This is a genomic window from Streptomyces sp. NPDC054757 (genome assembly GCF_053612185.1).
On record NZ_JBSHBW010000017.1, the window covers coordinates 52,385 to 70,370 of the forward strand.

A 17,986-nucleotide genomic window follows, 5' to 3' on the forward strand; every position below is an offset into this window, starting at 1 on the left:
TACGCGCCCTCATGACCCGCCACGGCGCTCCCGTCGACGTCATCCGCGGCCACTACGCCGCCCGGGCCGAGGGCAGCCAGGACATCCGGGACTGGGTCGGCGCCCTGGTACGTCCCGTGACCGACCACTGGCCTCCATCGGCGCCCCCTCCTGGAACGCCCGCCTGTCCGCGCAGGTCATGACCGATCCCCAGCTGCGGACAGTGATCATCGAGGCGGCGCTGGAGCGTCCCTGCCTGCGACAGATCCTCGACAGTCTCGGCGCCTGTCTCACCGGCCTTCCCGCCCCTGTACGGGCCGCGCGGGGCGACATGGCGCGCCACCTGAATCCACACCTGCGCGGACCGCGAACGCGCCCTCGCCGAACAGGGAACGCCCCTGCACGGCTCATGGGACAGGACGGCCGACGCCCTGACGGACGCGATCGTCGGACTCCTCACCGCACCGGTCACCCCACCACGTACGTGACCACCCCCATCCATCCACCCACCCACCCACCCACAGGAAGGAACCACCATGAAGATCAGCGTGGACGAGGAGAAGTGCTGCGGCGCAGGACAGTGCGTCATGATCGCCCCGGAAGTCTTCGACCAGCGCGACGAGGACGGCATCGTCGTCCTCCTCTCCGAGAACCCGCCCCAGGACCAGCACGACGCCGTACGTGAATCCGCCGGAGTGTGCCCCGCCGCCGCGATCCACCTCAGCGAGAGCGTATGAGCGCTCCCGGCAGCGTCCTTGTCGTCGGCGCGTCCGCGGCCGGGCTCAGTACCGTGGAAGCCTTACGACGCAAGGGCTTTGGGGCCGCATCACGCTGCTGGACGCGGCCGCCGACCTGCCGTACGACCGCTCTCCGCTCTCCACTCCCCACTCTCCAAGCAGCTCCTCGCCGCTACCCGGGAACCCGAACGCGCCCACCTGCGTACGCCCGGAGCGCTCGACGGGCTGGACGCCGAGTTCGTCCCGGGCCGCACAGCGTGCCGTCGTCGTGGGCAACGGCGTCCTGGGCTCCGAGACCGCCGCCACCAGCGCGGCGCTCGGTATCTACGCGGCGGGCGGCACGGCCCACTTCCCCCTACGCGGAACTCGACCCCCTGCGGCTGGAGAACCGTACGCACGCCACCGCACAGCCTGCGGTCGTCGCCGCGAACATCATCGGCGACCACCTCGCCCTCGCCCATGCGCCCGTCCGCCCCGTACTTCTGGACCGACCAGTCCGACGCGAAGATTCAGTCGTTCGGGATTCCCACCGCCGACGCGGACGTCACCAGCGCCGAGGGTACGGCATCGCCCGCTTCAAGCGGGCGGGCCCGTGTATCCGCCGTCCTGGGCTGGAACATGCCCAAACAGGCCCGGATACACAGCAGATGCCTCACCCCACCCCTGCACGCCACGGCCCCCTGCCCACCGCTCAGGCGCCCCGGAGCGCCGCACGGGCGCCCCGCACATCGGCCCCATCCGTCCGCTCCTGACCGACGGGCCCACCGGCTGCACCGCCACGAACGCCCCACGAACCCCGCATGAACCACGGAACGCCGCACGAACGAAGGACGGTCATGACCACCGCACCCGAGACAGCCACGTCTCCCCGCGACATCCCCGACTTCCCCCACCCCCGAGCCGCCGGCTGCCCCTTCGGCGTTTCCTCCCCGATGCGAGCCCTGACCACACGAGGCCCGGTCAGCCGGGTCGCTTCCTGGGGAGGCAGCACCCCCTGGGTGGTGACCAGCCACGCCGAGCAGAGGACCCTGCTCGCCGACCCCCGGCTCAGCGCGGACTTCTCCCACCCCGGCTTCCCCAGCCCCGTCGACCCCGCCCACGCGCACGCGGGCTCCACCGATATGAGCTTCGTCGTCATGGACGACCCGGAACACGCCCGCCTGCGCCGCATGGTCAGTGGCGCCTTCACCATCAAACGCGTCGAGGCCATGCGCCCCGCCGTACAGCGCATGACAGACGGCTTCATCGACCGGATGCTCGCCGGGCCCCGGCCGGCCGACCTGGTCACGGCGCTGGCGCTGCCCATCCCGTCCCTGGTCATCTCCGAACTGCTGGGCGTCCCCTACGAGGACCACGAATTCTTCCAGGTCAACAGCAAGACCATCGTCTCCTCCACCGCCACGGCCGAGGCCCGGCACACCGCCCACACCAACCTCGCCGCGTACCTCGACGAACTCGTCGCCCAGAAGTCCACCGCCCCCGCCGACGACCTGCTCTCCCAGCTCGCCGCAAGGGTGCGGGCCGGCGAGATCACCGGTAAGCAGGCGGCGGCCATGGGCGTCCTCCTGCTCCTCGGCGGTCACGAGACCACCGCCAACATGATCACGCTGGGCACCCTGCTCCTCCTGGAGCACCCCCGGCAGCTCGCCACGATCCGGGACACCGACGACCCCAGGGTGGTCGCCGTCGCTGTGGAGGAACTGCTGCGCTACCTCTCCATCGTCCACCTCGGCCGGCGCCGCACCGCCCTGGAGGACATCGAGATCGCCGGAGAGACCATCCGCGCGGGCGACGGCGTCATCCTGCTGAGCGAACTCGCCAACCGCGACCCCGGCGCCTTCCCCGACCCCCACACTCTCGACATCTCCCGGGACGCGCGTCACCACCTGGCCTTCGGCTCCGGCACCCACCACTGCGTCGGCCAGCCACTGGCCCGTATGGAACTCCAGGTCGTCTACCCGACGCTCTTCCGCCGTATCCCCTCACTGCGTACGGCCGTACCCGTGGAAGAGATTCCCTTCAAGCACGATGCCGTCATCTACGGAGTCCATGAACTGCCCGTCACCTGGTAGCAAGCCCCGGGGAGTTCCACGTCCACCCGTCCGAAAAGCTGCTGCGGTCCGTCGAACAGCCGAGCGGCCGAGCTGTGCTCGGGCACCGGCGGGACGCCTCTGGAAAGGCGACCGCGAGGTTACCCGCCCGGGAAGCTCTCCGCGCCGAGGACGTTCAGCAAACTCAGCCTGTCGTAGCTGTCGGTGCCGGGCGTCGCAGTGAAGACGAGCAGGGTCTGTGCGGTGTCGAGATCCTGCAGGTTCTGGCAGAACAGGTCGATACGGCCGACCTGCGGGTGGACGAAGCGTTTGGCGTCGCTCCAGCGCAGGCCGACCTCCTGCCGGTCCCACAGCAATGCGAACTCCTCGCTCTCCCGCAGCAAGCCGGCCGCAAGACGGGAGGCTTGCGAATGGGGTCCGTCCCGCGTGGAGACCGCCCGCAGGAGCGAGACGTTCACCCTGCTGTAGTGGTCGTGGTCATCGGGAAGGTACCGGCTGCGCGCGGCCTCATCGGTGAACCAGCGGTAAGGGGCGCTGCGCGCGTCTCCGGTGTAGTGGGTCTGCTCGCCGAGCAGGGCCACGGCCGGAGGTGTCTGGAGCAGCGTCTCTCCGAGGGGGCCCATCACCTGGGCCGGGGTGTCCTGCAGCCGGTCCAGGATGCGCATCAGCCCAGGGCTGACGTGCTCGCTGCGCAACTGCCGGTGCGGTGTGCGATGCCCGCACAGCAGAAACAGGTGATCCCGCTCGTACGGGGTGAGGCGCAGCCCACGGGCGATGGCCGCCACCATCTGCTGCGAGGGCTGCGGCCCGGTGCCACGTTACAGCCGGGCGAAGTAATCGGCCGACATGTCACACAGTTCGGCCACCTCCTCCCGTCGCAGACCACGGGCGCGACGGCGCGATCCACGACGCAGCCCCACGTCCTCCGGCTGCAGCGACTCCCGCCGGGCACGCAGGAAGGCACCCAGCGACGCGCGGTCCGCCATCTCATCCATGGGCCTTCTCCGGCACGTTCACGTTCACCATCGTCGCAGCCGCGCTGGGCCTTATCCACTGACCGGCGATCAGTGGCTGAGCGGGCCCTTCATCCGGACCGCCGGGCGACGTCCACTGGCCGGTACACGCCGAGTGTCGGTCCAGGTACATCCGCATCGGCTGTCGGCACACGTCGCTCTCACCACCACCCACACAGCGGAGAACACCCATGAAGCTCACAGGCAACACCGTCTTCATCGCCGGGGCGACCTCCGGTATCGGCCTCGGCCTCGCGCTGAGCCTGCACGCGGCAGGCAACCGGGTCATCGTCTCCGGGCGCCGCGAGGAGAGGCTGGCGCAGATCGTCGCGGAGAACCCCGGTATCGAGTCCGTCCTGCTCGACACCACCGACCGGGTGCCGTCCGGGACGTCACGGCGCAGCTGGTGCGGCGCTACCCCGACCTCGACGTCCTGGTCGCGATGGCCGGCATCATGCTGCCGGAGGACCTCCACAGCGGCGACTTCCTGAGTACGGCAGAGGCGACCGTGACAACCAACCTGCTCGGCCCCATACGTCTCGTGGCCGCTCTGACCGGGCATCTCGCCACCCGACCGCGCGCGACGATCATGACGGTCTCCTCCGGGCTGGCCTTCGTCCCCCTGCCCATGACGCCGACCTACTGCGCGACCAAGGCCGCCATCCACTCGTTCACCCAGAGCCTGCGCGTCCAGCTCGCCGACACCAGTATCGAAGTCCTGGAACTCGCGCCCCCGGCGGTGCGCACCGCTCTCATGGGGCAGGAGGAGGCAGAGAATGCCATGCCTCTGGATGCCTACCTGGACGAAGTGATGGACATCATCGGGTCCGACGAGCAACCGGCCGAGATCCTCGTCAAGGCCGTCGAACCCCTGCGGTACGCGGAGGCCCGTGGACAACACGCCGACGTACTGCGCATGCTGTCCAGCCACTGAGCCGCGCCGCTCGGGCCGACCGGATACGGGTCTCTCCCCCTCGGGGCCCCGTTCGCCGGGGCACCTCCCTCTCCCCTGCCACGAGTGCCGATCCGGCCGCCCCTGCTGTCCTGCTGTCCTGCTGTACACGGCGCGAAGCACGTCACCGAGCGATTCGGTGGCCTCGGGCACCAGCAGTTGCTCCACCGCAACCCGCGCCACCAGTCCGGATCATCAGGGACGTCCTGTAGGAGTACCGAGTACCGGGCATGAACCGCACATCCGAGCTGTCAACCGCTCTGTGGCGCAGGTCGAGTTACAGCGATCGTGGTGCAGACAACCGTGTGGAGGGCCCACTCGGCTTCCCGGGCATCACGCCCGTACGAGCCCGCCCCCACCCGATCCCGCGCTCGTCTTCCCGGCCACCGCGCAGCGATAGCGCCACCGCGTAAGCAGGACTCCCTGCACAGACTGGGGATGAGCCCGTGTGGCGCATGGGATGACGGCCTGGTGGTTCGGCGCGGCAGCGGTCTGAGCGGGCGTGCTACCGATGAGGGGCGTTGGCGGACCCCGGGGCCCGTCAACGCGGCGATGTGGCGGTGGGGTCAGCGTTCGGCCGTGAAATCCACGAAGGCGACCCAGGCGCGTACCGCTCGGGTCGTCCGAGCGCCCGTGGCGGCGCTACTGTTCGGTGCCGCCACGGGCGCCTCGGAGCCGGGGCAGACGATGAGGGTTCGACGCTCGCCTCGGGCAATTCACGACCCCGGGCGTTTTGACTTCAGGGACCCGGGGTGTGGGCAGGTCCGACGGCGCCGTGCAGGCACCGGAGCGCCGGCGCCGCCGTTCCGCGCTGCCGCGTCATCGACTGCTGAGCCCGTGCCCCGTGCGGCCCGATGCTGCGGCTGGCGAACCTTGTCCCATCCTCTGTCTGCTCGGCAGACGGCCTCGGAGGAGAGGTCTCACCAGCGGCTCGGTCCGCGCCCACCGATGTGCCCACCAGTGGGCACGAAAAACGCCCCCTGAAACGGCGTTTCCGCAGTTCAGAGGGCACTTATCAAGTGGAGCCTAGGGGAGTCGAACCCCTGACATCTGCCATGCAAAGACAGCGCTCTACCAACTGAGCTAAGGCCCCGTAATGGGTTGGTGCGAGAACAAGAGTAGCGGGTCGCAGGGGTGATCTCACAAAAGGATTGGGACTCCCGGTCAGTGACCACTCTCCGTAGGATGCACGAGGAGGTTCGCGGCAGCGAAGCCGCCGCCTGGGGAAGCGATGGGGAGACGCTATGGACACAGCACAACAAGAGGCAACCGCGAGAGCGAGAGACCTTCAGCGCAGTTGGTACGGAGAGCCACTGGGGGCGCTCTTCCGTCGTCTGATCGATGATCTGGGTCTCAACCAGGCCCGTCTCGCCGCGGTGCTCGGACTGTCCGCACCCATGCTCTCCCAGCTGATGAGCGGCCAGCGTGCCAAAATCGGAAACCCGGCCGTGGTCCAGCGGGTCCAGGCACTCCAGGAACTCTCGGGCCTAGTCGCCGACGGAAGCGTCAGCGCGGGCGAGGCTACGGATCGGATGGAAGAGATCAAGAAGTCCCAGGGCGGATCAGTCCTCTCCACCACAGCTCAGCCCACGTCCACCACCGGCGCACCGACCGTGCGCCGAGTGGTGCGCGAGATCCAGTCACTGCTGCGCTCCGTATCAGCTGCCGGTGACATCATCGACGCGGCGAACGCCCTCGCCCCGACCCACCCCGAACTGGCAGAGTTCCTTCGGGTGTACGGCGCCGGGCGCACCTCGGAAGCCGTGTCGCACTACGAGGCACACCAGAGCTGACGCCGGGGCCCGGCCGACCGGTGCCTGGCCGATCGGTGACTGGCCGATCGAATCTCAGCCGGCAGGGGCTCGGCCGGCCGGGGGCTAGTCGGCCAAAGCGCTGCCAGTAGTGGGGCAGTCGACCAAGGCTCAGTGGGCCGGATCTCAGCCGAGCCGGGGCACAGCAGGCCAAGGTTCGTTCAACCGAGGTCCAGTCGGCCAGAGCTCAGCCAACAGGGGGGCGGGCACAGAGCATGGGTACAGCACATGGGTGAGATCTTCGCCGGGCGGTATGAGCTGGTCGACCCGATCGGGCGCGGGGGCGTAGGGGCGGTCTGGCGTACCTGGGACCACCGCAGGCGCCGCTATGTGGCCGCCAAGGTCCTCCAGCAGCGCGACGCACACACCCTGCTGCGCTTCGTGCGCGAACAGGCCCTGCGGATCGACCACCCCCATGTACTCGCCCCTGCCAGCTGGGCCGCGGATGACGACCAGGTGTTGTTCACCATGGAGCTGGTGAGCGGAGGTTCGCTCGTCCAAGTCATCCGTGACTACGGTCCACTGCCACCCCGGTTCGTATGCACGCTGCTCGACCAACTGCTGGCCGGGCTGGCTGCCGTCCATGCGGAAGGCGTCGTGCACCGCGACATCAAGCCGGCGAACCTCCTGATGGAAGCGACCGGGGCCGGGCGGCCGCATCTGCGGCTGTCCGACTTCGGCATCTCGATGCGCAAGGGCGAGCCGCGCCTCACTGAGAGCAACTATGTGGTGGGGACGCCTGGCTACTTCGCCCCGGAGCAGATGCTCGGTGCGGAACCGGACTTCGCCGCCGACCTGTTCGCGGTCGGGCTCGTCGCGCTCTATCTGCTTCAGGGCGCCCGTCCCGACTCCCGGTCCCTGGTCGAGCACTTCGCGGCCCATGGCACAACCGGCGCTCCCCAGGGCATGTCCGAGCCGCTCTGGCAGGTGCTCGCCGGACTGCTCCAGCCCGATCCGCAGGCCCGCTTCCGTACGGCGAACGGTGCCCGCAAGGCGCTGGCCACGGCAGCGGAGCTGCTGGCCGAGCCGGGCCCCGGTGCGGAGCCGGTCGAGATCCGCGACCAGATCGGCCCGCTGCCCAGCGGGTTCGGGCCGGAGGGCCCCCTGCGGGCGCAGCACCACCCTCCTCACCTGCCAGGGTCTCCGCAGGGACCGGTCCCATCGGTCACTGGGCAGGGGCCCGTACCTCAGCAAGGTCCCGATCCTCAGCAGGGTCCCGGGCCGCAGCCGAGCCCCGCTGCGCACCCCTCGGTGCACGAGCCGACGGCGCCGCACGGGGCGCCGCCGCACCCTCCGACCGAACAGCAGCCCGCACCCCACCACCAGCAGCCACAGCACTCTGCGCTCTCGGAAACAGGCAGTTCCTCTCTCGCCCCGCCGCCCCAGCCGACCACCCAAGCCCCAATACCGGCCTCGGCCTCGGCCTCGACAGCCGCCCCCACGGTTCCGCATGTGACCTCCCCCCTCCCTGGTCAGGCCCCTAATCAGGCCCTGTATGAACAGCCCCTCATTGATAAGTACACCGCTCAGCCCTCGCAGGTTCCCACCCAGTCGGTACCCGTCCCGCGCATGCGTCCGGGGCCGCCCCCGAGGGTGGTCGTCCCGGTCCTGGTGATCGCCCTGATCTGTTTCGCAGTGGGCATCTGGGCACTGACACAGAGCTGACCGAGGCTGCACGGAGCTGACCGAGAGGCGGCACAGAGCTGACCGAAGAGAACCGCCTGACCCCGACCGCATCCCCACCGCAGCCAAGCGCGGCCGGCTACCAAGCAGAAGGCGGCCCGTACTCCGCCGGGAGCCTCCGCCGCAGTTCCTGGGCCGGCACCGATGCCGCCCGCCGCCTCGCGACCAGCGTCCACGCGCCGAGTCCCAGCACCAGCACCGTCCCCGTGCTGATCCCCGCGATCCCCAGCAGCCTCATGGTTCCCTGGCTCGCGTCCTCACCGGCCGACGTTCCGTAGTGGGGCACAGCGCCCACGTATGCCGGTGGGGGCTCCTCCCTACCCTTGACGCTCGCCCTCAGCGTCAGCCCGTAGTCCTTCTCACCGAAGGTCTTCGCGACCCCCGGACTCAGGGTGACCGCGAGGTAGTAGTCGCCCGCCATCCGTACTCCGCTGACCTCGTCGCGCACGCTGTAGCGGTTCCGGTAGGCCACCGGTGGCAGCGGGTCCGTCGCAGCCGACTTCGGCTTCCCGTCGTACATCGTCTGCCCCGTGGTGACCCCGGAACGGACCGGGTTGTACAGCTGCACGGTGAGGGCACCGACGACGAAGCCGCTCCCCGCGGAGCTACCGAGATCAGCGCTCGCGAAGAGCTGCTGCCCCCAGCCGACCGGCACCCGATAGAAACGGGTCTGTCCGGGCTTGATCCGGTCGTTCCACACCCCTGGTTTCAGCGCGGCAGCGTCATTGAACCCCGTACCGCCCTTGGTCTGCTTCGCCATGCCCGCCGGTGGGACGGGCGGTACGGACGGCCAGCTGGTCGGTGCATCCGTCTGGCGGGCCGAACCGGGCGTCAGGCCGGGTTCCGAATCGACACGGATCTCCAGCTCCCATTCGTCCTGGGCGGAAGTGGCCTTGGTCGTCCTCTCGATCAGTACGTAGTACGGCCCTGCCGACTGACAGAAGACGCCACCCTTCCTGACTGTGCGCGTGGCGTGCGCAGCGAGCGGCCGGGGATACGCGGCAGAGCCGAACACGGCATCGTCGTCATTCCCGCAGGAGCCGCCCTTGAGGTCCTGGAGGGACACCTTGATGCCGTCGGCGTAGTCGACCTTCTCCTGAGGCCCGAGCCTGGGCACAGCCACGGCGGAGACATAGGTGTCGGACGTGGCGTCCAGCTCGACCTGGTAGTAGAGCCGGCTGCCTGCCCTGATCGAAGAGCGGTAGGTCGAACCGGCCTTGAGCTGCTTCGCATCGGTACTGGCCACAGCTCCCGCCACCGTCGTCGCCTGCCGGTCGAAGACATAGGGATTGGGCTCGCCCACCGCCGCGGCCTGACCGGACAGCACCCCCACCGAACACGCAGCCGCCACTGTCGCCAGCGCTATGCGCCTCCTGCTGCGCTGCCCCATGACCTGTTTCCCCCCGTTGTCCAGGCCCGACCGGTGTCCAGGCTCCACCTGGCCCCGGCATCAGCCTCGCGATAACCAGCGCCACGGGACTACATCAGCCATCACCGCACCCGCCGCAGAGCGTGGTCCCGGCCCACCCTGCCCCGACCTTCGTCGCGTTGTCTGCGTGCCCAGCGGAATCGCCCCCGCCATTCACGACGGCCAGCCCCTGCGTCCTGCGCAGTCGGTTGTTCCACGTGAAACATCGGCGCCGACGTCTCGGCCCGGGGCAGCAACCCAAGGGAGCCAGGAGACGGGGCCCTGAAGGCATGAGGCAGCCAGACACCCGCAGAAACACCGTCCTGGTCGCGATAGAGCCTCCTTGGCCCGTACGTACCGCCACAGCATGCCCAGTCGCAGGGAATCCGAGGGCCAGCACAAACGCAACAGGGCCCCGGTCGCAAAAACGACCGGGGCCCTGCATTCAAGACGCTGTGTCTCACACACCCGAACCTGCGGGCACGGAGTCAGTCGCCTCCGTCCACAGATCCTGCTCGGCGCGATCCGCCTGGATCTGGCGGTACACGAGGAGCCCGCCGATGGCAGCCAGTGCGACCAGGAGAAGCTTCTTCACCGCGCGACCTCGTCTTTCCTTGACGTAAGGGACTTCTGGCGCCCGACTATACACACCGGCCGATACCGATCGGTGACCTAGTTCCCCCCCACTTATCCGGCCCGTAATTGCTGGCGGCCGGGACAGTAAAACTGTCCGGGCCGACGTTCGCGGTGGGGCTAACAGGATTTGAACCTGTGGCCTCATCCTTATCAGGGATGCGCTCTAACCAACTGAGCTATAGCCCCGCGCTGCCCCTGAAGATTAGCGCACTCCAGGGCCAGTCCCAAAATCGATAGCCGGGCCTCTACTCGTCCTCGGCGAGAGTCAGCTCGACACCGCCCACGAAGCCGGCCGACAGGTTGTAGATGAAGGCCCCCAGCGTGGCCAGCGCTGTGGCCAGCACCACATCGATCACCGCGATGACCGCTGTGAACAGCAGCACACGCGGCAGCGAGAGGAACGACTGAAGATCGAAGCCGCTGCCGTCACTTGAGCCGGTGGCCTCGCTGATCGTCCCGCCCACGGTCGAGAAGACGCCCATGGCGTCCATGACCATCCACAGCACCGCGGCCGCCACGATGGTGCAGACACCCAAGGCGATGGACAGCAAGAAGCTGACCTTCATGACCGACCACGGATCGGCCTTGGCCACCCGCAGCCGGGCCTTCCGCGTACGGGGGGTGGTGCGGGCGCCCGTGCGGGGCCGACGTACCACCGGCTGGCCACCGCCGACCGTACGCTGACCGCCCTGCGTACCGCCGCCCGAAGGCGACGGGTACGCCTGCGGCGGCTGGTACGGCTGAGACTCGTACTGCGGCTGCGCCCCACGCGTATCCGTCACCGTTCCCCCTTGAGAGTCCGCGGCGGGGCCACGGGCACCGCGTGCTCCAGCTCCGGAAGCGGCCGCTCCGTCGCCCGTGGCTCCACTCACGTTCTACTCCTCGTGCTCCCCTGCCGAAGGCTCGGTGCCTTCGACTACCGCTTCGACCGCGTCAACATCGGCCGAACCACCGTCGACCGCGTCTGCGTCGCTCTCGACCGCGTCAATCTCTTCGGCCTCTCGGCCGGCCTCGGCGTTGCGAGCGATGCCGACCACGGCATCGCGCTTGCCCAGGTTGATCAGTTGAACGCCCATGGTGTCACGGCCGGTCTCCCTGACTTCATTGACTCGCGTACGAATCACACCACCGCCGAGCGTGATGGCGAGGATTTCATCCGTCCCCTCGACCACCAGCGCGCCGACCAGCGAGCCCCGGTCCTCCACGATCTTGGCGGCCTTGATACCCAGACCACCGCGGCCCTGGATGCGGTACTCGTCGACGGGGGTCCGCTTGGCGTACCCGCCGTCAGTGGCAGTGAACACGAAAGTACCCGGCCTGACGACATTCATCGAGAGCAGTTCGTCGCCCTCGCGGAAACTCATGCCCTTGACACCGGATGTCGCGCGTCCCATGGGGCGCAGAGCATCGTCCGTCGCCGTGAACCGGATCGACTGGGCCTTCCTGCTGACCAGCAGCAGATCGTCTTCGGCCGAGACCAGTTCGGCGCCGATCAGCTCGTCGTCACTGCCGTCCGGCGTCTCCCGCAGGTTGATCGCGATGACGCCGCCCGAACGCGGTGAGTCGTAGTCCTTGAGCGGGGTCTTCTTCACCAGGCCGCCCTTGGTGGCCAGGATCAGATACGGGGCCGCGTCATAGTCACGGATCGCCAGGATCTGCGCGATCTGCTCGTCCGGCTGGAACGCCAGCAGGTTGGCGACATGCTGGCCACGCGCATCACGGCCCGCGTCCGGCAGCTCGTACGCCTTTGCCCGGTACACCCGGCCCTTGTTCGTGAAGAACAGCAACCAGTGGTGGGTTGTCGAGACGAAGAAGTGGGCGACGATGTCGTCCTGCTTCAGCTTGGTGCCCCGCACACCCTTGCCGCCACGCTTCTGCGAGCGGTAGTCCTCGGTCTTGGTGCGCTTGACGTAACCACCGTTGGTGATGGTGACGACGATGTCCTCCTCGGCGATCAGGTCCTCGATGGACATGTCACCGTCGAAGGGCACCAGCTTGGAACGCCGGTCGTCGCCGAACTTGTCGACGATGACCGCCAGTTCCTCACTGACGATCTGCCGCTGGAGGTCGGGCGAGACCAGGATCGCGTTGTACTCGTTGATCTTCGCCTGGAGCTCGTTGTACTCGGATGTGATCTTCTGGTGCTCCAGTGCGGCCAGCCGGCGCAGCTGCATTTCCAGGATCGCGTTCGCCTGGATCTCATCGATCTCCAGGAGGCCCATCAGGCCCTCGCGCGCGACCTCGACGGTCTGACTGCGCCGGATCAGCGCGATGACCTCGTCGATCGCGTCCAGCGCCTTGAGCAGACCCCGCAGGATGTGGGCTCGCTCCTCAGCCTTGCGCAGCCGGAACCGGGTGCGCCGGACGATGACCTCGATCTGGTGCGTCACCCAGTGGCGGATAAACGCGTCGATCGACAGGGTGCGCGGCACCCCGTCGACCAGCGCCAGCATGTTGGCGCTGAAGTTCGACTGGAGATCGGTGTGCTTGTAGAGGTTGTTCAGGACAACCTTGGCCACCGCGTCACGCTTCAGCACGACGACGAGGCGCTGCCCCGTACGCGAGGATGTCTCGTCCCGCACATCGGCGATCCCGCCGATCTTGCCGTCCTTCACCAGGTCGGCGATCTTCTGCGCGAGGTTGTCAGGGTTGGTCTGGTACGGAAGCTCCGTGACCACCAGGCACTGGCGGTTCTGGATCTCCTCGACCGCGACCACCGCGCGCATCGTGATGGAGCCGCGTCCGGTGCGGTAGGCCTCCTCGATGCCCTTGCGTCCCACGACCAGCGCGCCGGTCGGGAAGTCCGGTCCCTTGATGCGCTCCAGCAGAGCGTCCAGAAGGTCCTCGTGCGAGGCCTCCGGGTTCTCCAGATACCACTGGGCGCCGGCCGCGACCTCGCGCAGGTTGTGCGGAGGGATGTTGGTGGCCATACCGACCGCGATACCGGCGGAGCCGTTGACCAGCAGGTTCGGGAATCTGGCCGGGAGAACCACCGGCTCCTGGTTACGGCCGTCGTAGTTGTCCTGGTGGTCGACGGTCTCCTCGTCGATGTCCCTGACCATCTCCATGGACAGGGGCATCATCTTGCACTCGGTGTACCGCATCGCGGCAGCCGGGTCGTTGCCGGGAGAGCCGAAGTTGCCGTTCGAGTCCACCAGCGGCATACGCATCGACCAGTGCTGGGCCAGCCGGACCAGGGCGTCGTAGATCGAGGAGTCGCCGTGCGGGTGGTACGTACCCATGACGTCACCGACGACACGGGCGCACTTGTAGAAGCCCTTCTCGGGCCGGTAGCCGCCGTCGTACATCGCGTACAGCACCCGGCGGTGAACGGGCTTCAGGCCGTCCCGCACATCCGGCAGCGCACGCGACACGATGACGGACATCGCGTAGTCGAGATACGAACGCTGCATCTCCGTTTCGAGCCCCACCGGCTCGACACGCATACCGATGCCGGGGACCGCTGGCGGCTGTTCGGGCATCACAGGGGAATTCTCGTCGGCCATTGCTGGTCAAAGTCCTTTCAGTGCGGTCAGCCGAGACCGACTCAGATGTCGAGGAACCGGACGTCCTTGGCGTTGCGCTGAATGAACGAGCGCCGTGCCTCGACGTCCTCGCCCATCAGCACCGAGAACAGATCGTCGGCCTGCGCCGCGTCGTCCAGAGTCACCTGGCCGAGCACCCGGTGGTCCACGTCCATCGTGGTGATGCGCAGTTCCTCGGCGTTCATCTCACCGAGACCCTTGAAGCGCTGGATCGAGTCGTCTCTGACCCGCTTGCCGCTCCGCTTGCCGAGCTCGACCAGGGCGTCCCGCTCCGTGTCCGAGTACGCGTACTCGAAGTCGTCCCGGCCCCACTTGATCTTGAACAGCGGCGGGCGCGACAGATACACATGCCCGGCCTCGACCAGCGGCCGCATGAACCGGAAGAGGAACGTCAGGAGCAGCGTGTTGATGTGCTGACCGTCGACGTCGGCGTCAGCCATGAGAATGATCTTGTGATAGCGCAGCTTCTCGATGTCGAAGTCCTCGTGGACCCCGGTGCCGAACGCCGAGATCAGCGCCTGGACCTCGGTGTTCTGGAGGATCTTGTCGATCCGCGCCTTCTCGACGTTCAGGATCTTGCCTCGGATCGGCAGGATCGCCTGGTACATCGGGTTACGCCCGGACTTCGCCGAGCCGCCGGCGGAGTCACCCTCGACGATGAAGATCTCGCACTTCGTCGGGTCGTTCGACTGGCAGTCGCTCAGCTTGCCCGGCAGCGAGGCACTCTCCAGCAGGCCCTTGCGCCGGGTGAGATCACGCGCCTTGCGCGCCGCGACCCGCGCCGTCTGGGCCTGGATGGCCTTACGGATGATGTCGACGGCCTCATTGGGGTTCCGGTCGAACCAGTCCGTGAGGTGCTCATAGACGACCTTCTGCACGAAGGTCTTCGCCTCCGTGTTGCCCAGCTTGGTCTTCGTCTGGCCCTCGAACTGCGGCTCGCCCAGCTTCACTGAGATGATCGCCGTGAGACCCTCGCGGATGTCCTCGCCGGAGAGGTTGTCGTCCTTCTCACGCAGCAGCTTCTTCTCGCGCGCGTACCGGTTGACCAGCCCCGTCAGAGCGGCCCTGAAGCCCTCTTCGTGGGTGCCGCCCTCATGGGTGTGGATCGTGTTGGCGAAGGAGTACACACCCTCGCTGTACTGCGAGTTCCACTGCATCGCGATCTCTGCCGAGAGGAGACGCTCCTTGTCCTCGGCCTCGACGTCGATCACGGTCGGGTGGATGAGTTCGCCCTTGCGCGAGTTGAGGTACTTCACGAAGTCGACGATGCCGCCCTCGTAGTGGTACGTGACGGTGCGTACCTGCTCTTCCTCCGCGACCTCGCCGACGGTGTCGGCGCCGGCGGTAGCCTTCGCGGACTCCCGCTCGTCGGTCAGCGTCAGGGTGAGGCCCTTGTTGAGGAACGCCATCTCCTGGAAACGCCTCGACAGCGTCTCGAAGGAGTACTCGGTGGTCTCGAAGATGTCCCCGTCGGCCCAGAAGGTGACGGTGGTACCGCTCTCCTCCGTGGCCCCGTTGCGGGCCAGCGGCGCTGTCGGGACACCGAGCTTGTAGTCCTGTGTCCAGCGGTAGCCGTCGCGCTTGACGTCCACCGCGACCTTGGCGGAGAGGGCGTTGACGACGGACACACCCACACCGTGCAGACCACCGGAGACGGCGTAACCGCCGCCGCCGAACTTGCCACCGGCGTGCAGAACGGTCAGGACGACCTCGACAGCCGGCTTGTTCTCCGACGGCACGATGTCGACCGGGATGCCGCGGCCGTTGTCGACCACACGCACCCCGCCATCAGCGAGGATCGTCACATCGATGGTGTCCGCGTGCCCGGCCAGGGCCTCGTCGACCGAGTTGTCGACGACCTCGTACACCAGATGATGGAGCCCACGCTCACCGGTCGAGCCGATGTACATGCCGGGCCGCTTACGGACCGCGTCCAGCCCCTCAAGGACAGTGATCGCGCTGGCGTCGTACGAGGTGGTCACCTCGCCGTTCTCACCGACTGTGGACGGGGGGATCTCATTGGGGTTGCCGGAATCGGCCACGAAGCGCCCTTTCTGGCACAGCACAGGCCTCTCCAGGGCAGGCAGGAGCGGCTGCGTCGTTCGACATGTTCCGCGAGTGGCGGGATTGTCTTCCAGTCTACCGGTAGCGCAGACATCAATGGGGGTTTGCCGGTACCTGTATCCACATGTGCCGCCCTGAACCGGCGGCGAACGACTCCCCATATCCAGGAAGGGGCTCCAAGAGGCTCACACGGGCTTTCAGCGCCTCGGGCTGTCAACCTCCCGCTACGGTGCGGGACCCCCTCCGTGCGGTGCCTCGTCCCGCACGGTCCCAATGTGTGCTGTTTCACGTGAAACAGCACACATTCTGGTCGAAATCACAGAGTCTTGGGTACCCACCCACCGCCGGGAGAGCCGTCGACGGCGTCAGCCGTAGGTATCGCCGGGACCCTTACTGCCAGGCGCCCGCAGCTGTCCGAACCGGCGGGGCGGTCCACCTGGGCCGAGGACCTTCAACAGCTTCACGGTGCCCTGCCCCAGATCGGCGTTCAGCCGGGCCACCAGTTGGGGCGCCAGCAGCCGCAGCTGAGTCGCCCAGGCGGTCGAATCGCACAGCACGGTCAGCACCCGGGCGTCCTCGTCGTAACGCTGGGGGACGCAGTGGTTCGCGAGATCCTCGCCCACGATCTGCGGCCAGCGGCCCATCACCCCGCCCACCGCGGCCGGGGTCTCCCAGCCACGCTCAGTGATCAGCCGGTTGATCGCGGCGCCCAGCGGCAGAGGATCACGCCCGTCCGCCCGCGCTCCCGAACGCAGCCCACCGCGCTTGGCCTGCTTCTTCTGCTGAGCGGCCGCCCCCCGGGCCTTCGCCTGCTCCTTCGCCGCCCGCAACGCGACCCGTGCCAGGTCGATCCCCGAGGACTCCGGAACCTTCGCGGCCTCGGGCCCCGGCGGAAGGGAAGGACCGGAACCGGGCGGCTCCTCGGCACCCCGAGGGCCTCCGCCGCTGCCCTCGTCCGGAAGAGGCGCCCCGGTCATACCCGGTCCACCGCCCCGTCCGACACAGCGAACCGGGCACCCGCCAGCACGCCCGGCACATCGTCGTCCACTGCCGCCGTCACCAGCACCTGTTCCCCGGGCGCCACCAGCTCCGCCAGCCGCTCCCTGCGCCGCACGTCCAGCTCCGCGAAGACATCGTCGAGCACCAGCACCGGCTCATTGCCCTCGGTCCGCAGCAAGTCGTACGAGGCCAGCCGCAGCGCCAGCGCATATGACCAGGACTCACCGTGGCTCGCGTACCCCTTGGCCGGCAGCCGACCGAGCTTCAGCACCAGGTCGTCACGGTGCGGCCCGACCAGCGTCACACCCCGCTCGATCTCCTGCTTACGGACTCCCACCAGCGCGGCGAGCAGCTGCTCGTACAGTCCGTCCTTCGACTGAGCCGCCTCGATCCCCTCGCCCAGCGAGCTCCGGTACTCCAGCACGACCGGCCCGCCACCGGGCGCCACCTGCTCGTACGCCTTGTCGGCCAGCGGCTGCAACGTCGCGATCAGATCCAGCCGCTGCGCCAGCAACTCGGCGCCCACACGCCCCAGATGCTGGTCCCAGATATCGAGGGTGGACATATCCATGGATCTGCCGCCGTGCCTGCGGGCCATCGCTGCGGACTTCAGCAGCGTGTTGCGCTGCTTCAGCACCCGCTCGTAGTCGGAGCGCACACCAGCCATCCGCGGCGAACGAGCGGTGACCAGCTCATCCAGGAACCGACGGCGCTCACCCGGATCGCCCTTGACCAGCGCGAGATCCTCGGGCGCGAAAAGCACGGTCCGTACGATTCCGAGTACATCGCGCGGCCTGACCTGCGAAGACCGGTTGATCCGGGCCCTGTTGGCCCGGCCCGGGTTGAGTTCGAGCTCGACGAGCTGAGACCGTTCGCCCTGGGTGACCGCTCCACGGATCACAGCCCGCTCGGCCCCCATCCGTACCAGCGGTGCGTCCGACGAGACCCGATGGCTGCCGAGCGTCGCCAGATAGCCGACGGCCTCGACGATGTTGGTCTTGCCCTGTCCGTTGGCGCCCACGAACGCAGTGACGCCCGGGTCGAGAGGCACCTCGACCCGGGCGTACGAGCGAAAGTCGGCCAGCGACAGATGCGTGACGTGCATGAC

The 17,986-nt window shown here is 68.1% G+C and carries 14 protein-coding genes, 2 tRNA genes and 1 pseudogene; 7 read left to right on the plus strand and 10 right to left on the minus strand.

All coding sequences use genetic code 11. The annotated features are described in order from the left end of the window. Positions 1–11 precede the first annotated feature (11 nt). The 3 genes from ACWGKJ_RS20565 (at position 12) to ACWGKJ_RS20575 (ending at position 2,788) form a co-directional block, all read left to right on the plus strand. Positions 12–182: a hypothetical protein gene (locus tag ACWGKJ_RS20565; RefSeq protein WP_385017463.1), complete on the plus strand. Its 171-nt coding sequence runs from the start codon at positions 12–14 to the stop codon at positions 180–182. A gap of 333 nt (positions 183–515) precedes the next feature. Continuing rightward, positions 516–716: a ferredoxin gene (locus ACWGKJ_RS20570; protein ID WP_385017179.1), complete on the plus strand. Its 201-nt coding sequence runs from the start codon at positions 516–518 to the stop codon at positions 714–716. 836 nt (positions 717–1,552) lie between these two features. Then, positions 1,553–2,788 carry a cytochrome P450 gene (locus tag ACWGKJ_RS20575; protein WP_385017182.1) on the plus strand — a complete coding sequence of 412 codons (1,236 nt, stop codon included), beginning with the start codon at positions 1,553–1,555 and terminating at the stop codon, positions 2,786–2,788. A gap of 119 nt (positions 2,789–2,907) precedes the next feature. Here the strand turns inward: ACWGKJ_RS20575 and ACWGKJ_RS20580 are convergent. Then, a pseudogene (locus ACWGKJ_RS20580) lies at positions 2,908–3,753 on the minus strand (helix-turn-helix transcriptional regulator). 218 nt (positions 3,754–3,971) lie between these two features. Between ACWGKJ_RS20580 and ACWGKJ_RS20585 the strand changes: the two are divergent. Together ACWGKJ_RS20585 and ACWGKJ_RS20590 are read left to right on the plus strand one after the other, a co-directional pair. Further along, on the plus strand, positions 3,972–4,271 hold the full coding sequence (locus tag ACWGKJ_RS20585; RefSeq protein ID WP_385017185.1) for an SDR family NAD(P)-dependent oxidoreductase: 300 nt from the start codon (positions 3,972–3,974) through the stop codon (positions 4,269–4,271). Further along, positions 4,187–4,714 (plus strand): SDR family oxidoreductase, encoded by a 528-nt coding sequence (locus ACWGKJ_RS20590; protein ID WP_385017188.1) that lies wholly within the window; start codon positions 4,187–4,189, stop codon positions 4,712–4,714. The genes ACWGKJ_RS20585 and ACWGKJ_RS20590 overlap by 85 nt, the downstream gene beginning before the upstream one ends. A gap of 1,038 nt (positions 4,715–5,752) precedes the next feature. On the opposite strand, the gene ACWGKJ_RS20595 is transcribed toward ACWGKJ_RS20590, so the two are convergent. Then, positions 5,753–5,825: transfer RNA gene (locus tag ACWGKJ_RS20595), tRNA-Ala, on the minus strand. Between the two features lie 151 nt (positions 5,826–5,976). On the opposite strand from ACWGKJ_RS20595, the gene ACWGKJ_RS20600 reads away from it, so the two are divergent. Further along, complete coding sequence (locus ACWGKJ_RS20600) at positions 5,977–6,525, plus strand: helix-turn-helix domain-containing protein (RefSeq protein WP_385017191.1); 549 nt, start codon at positions 5,977–5,979, stop codon at positions 6,523–6,525. A 246-nt stretch (positions 6,526–6,771) separates the two neighbouring features. Next, positions 6,772–8,208, plus strand: a complete 1,437-nt coding sequence (locus ACWGKJ_RS20605; RefSeq protein ID WP_385017194.1) for a serine/threonine-protein kinase — start codon at positions 6,772–6,774, stop codon at positions 8,206–8,208. Positions 8,209–8,305: 97 nt separating this feature from the next. Here the strand turns inward: ACWGKJ_RS20605 and ACWGKJ_RS20610 are convergent, their stop codons facing one another. From ACWGKJ_RS20610 to recF, 8 genes are all read right to left on the minus strand, one after another. Continuing rightward, positions 8,306–9,616, minus strand: coding sequence for a hypothetical protein (locus ACWGKJ_RS20610; protein WP_385017197.1), 1,311 nt, complete (start codon positions 9,614–9,616; stop codon positions 8,306–8,308). A 478-nt stretch (positions 9,617–10,094) separates the two neighbouring features. Further along, the gene (locus tag ACWGKJ_RS20615) at positions 10,095–10,229 is read right to left on the minus strand and encodes a DLW-39 family protein (protein ID WP_003958712.1); all 135 of its coding nucleotides are present in this window, start codon (positions 10,227–10,229) and stop codon (positions 10,095–10,097) included. Between the two features lie 153 nt (positions 10,230–10,382). Beyond that, a tRNA-Ile gene (locus tag ACWGKJ_RS20620) sits at positions 10,383–10,456 on the minus strand. A gap of 59 nt (positions 10,457–10,515) precedes the next feature. Continuing rightward, positions 10,516–11,052 (minus strand): DUF3566 domain-containing protein, encoded by a 537-nt coding sequence (locus ACWGKJ_RS20625; RefSeq protein WP_385017200.1) that lies wholly within the window; start codon positions 11,050–11,052, stop codon positions 10,516–10,518. Between the two features lie 93 nt (positions 11,053–11,145). Further along, positions 11,146–13,776 carry a DNA gyrase subunit A gene (gyrA, locus tag ACWGKJ_RS20630; protein ID WP_385017202.1) on the minus strand — a complete coding sequence of 877 codons (2,631 nt, stop codon included), beginning with the start codon at positions 13,774–13,776 and terminating at the stop codon, positions 11,146–11,148. Positions 13,777–13,817: 41 nt separating this feature from the next. Next, positions 13,818–15,881 carry a DNA topoisomerase (ATP-hydrolyzing) subunit B gene (gyrB, locus tag ACWGKJ_RS20635; RefSeq protein WP_385017205.1) on the minus strand — a complete coding sequence of 688 codons (2,064 nt, stop codon included), beginning with the start codon at positions 15,879–15,881 and terminating at the stop codon, positions 13,818–13,820. Positions 15,882–16,244: 363 nt separating this feature from the next. After that, positions 16,245–16,856: a DUF721 domain-containing protein gene (locus ACWGKJ_RS20640; protein WP_385017208.1), complete on the minus strand. Its 612-nt coding sequence runs from the start codon at positions 16,854–16,856 to the stop codon at positions 16,245–16,247. Next, entirely contained in the window at positions 16,853–17,983 is a 1,131-nt protein-coding gene (recF, locus tag ACWGKJ_RS20645; RefSeq protein WP_385017211.1) for a DNA replication/repair protein RecF, read from the minus strand. Before recF ends, ACWGKJ_RS20640 begins: the two co-directional genes overlap by 4 nt. Positions 17,984–17,986 lie beyond the last annotated feature (3 nt).

What these genes read in the sequence shown, in the direction of transcription:
- ACWGKJ_RS20565 (WP_385017463.1), top strand. Translation starts at nt 12, where the DNA reads ATGACCCGCCACGGCGCTCCCGTCGACGTCATCCGCGGCCACTACGCC.
- ACWGKJ_RS20640 (WP_385017208.1), bottom strand. Translation starts at nt 16,856, where the DNA reads ATGACCGGGGCGCCTCTTCCGGACGAGGGCAGCGGCGGAGGCCCTCGG.
- ACWGKJ_RS20570 (WP_385017179.1), top strand. Translation starts at nt 516, where the DNA reads ATGAAGATCAGCGTGGACGAGGAGAAGTGCTGCGGCGCAGGACAGTGC.
- ACWGKJ_RS20610 (WP_385017197.1), bottom strand. Translation starts at nt 9,616, where the DNA reads ATGGGGCAGCGCAGCAGGAGGCGCATAGCGCTGGCGACAGTGGCGGCT.
- ACWGKJ_RS20585 (WP_385017185.1), top strand. Translation starts at nt 3,972, where the DNA reads ATGAAGCTCACAGGCAACACCGTCTTCATCGCCGGGGCGACCTCCGGT.
- ACWGKJ_RS20605 (WP_385017194.1), top strand. Translation starts at nt 6,772, where the DNA reads ATGGGTGAGATCTTCGCCGGGCGGTATGAGCTGGTCGACCCGATCGGG.
- ACWGKJ_RS20575 (WP_385017182.1), top strand. Translation starts at nt 1,553, where the DNA reads ATGACCACCGCACCCGAGACAGCCACGTCTCCCCGCGACATCCCCGAC.
- recF (WP_385017211.1), bottom strand. Translation starts at nt 17,983, where the DNA reads ATGCACGTCACGCATCTGTCGCTGGCCGACTTTCGCTCGTACGCCCGG.
- gyrA (WP_385017202.1), bottom strand. Translation starts at nt 13,776, where the DNA reads ATGGCCGACGAGAATTCCCCTGTGATGCCCGAACAGCCGCCAGCGGTC.
- ACWGKJ_RS20600 (WP_385017191.1), top strand. Translation starts at nt 5,977, where the DNA reads ATGGACACAGCACAACAAGAGGCAACCGCGAGAGCGAGAGACCTTCAG.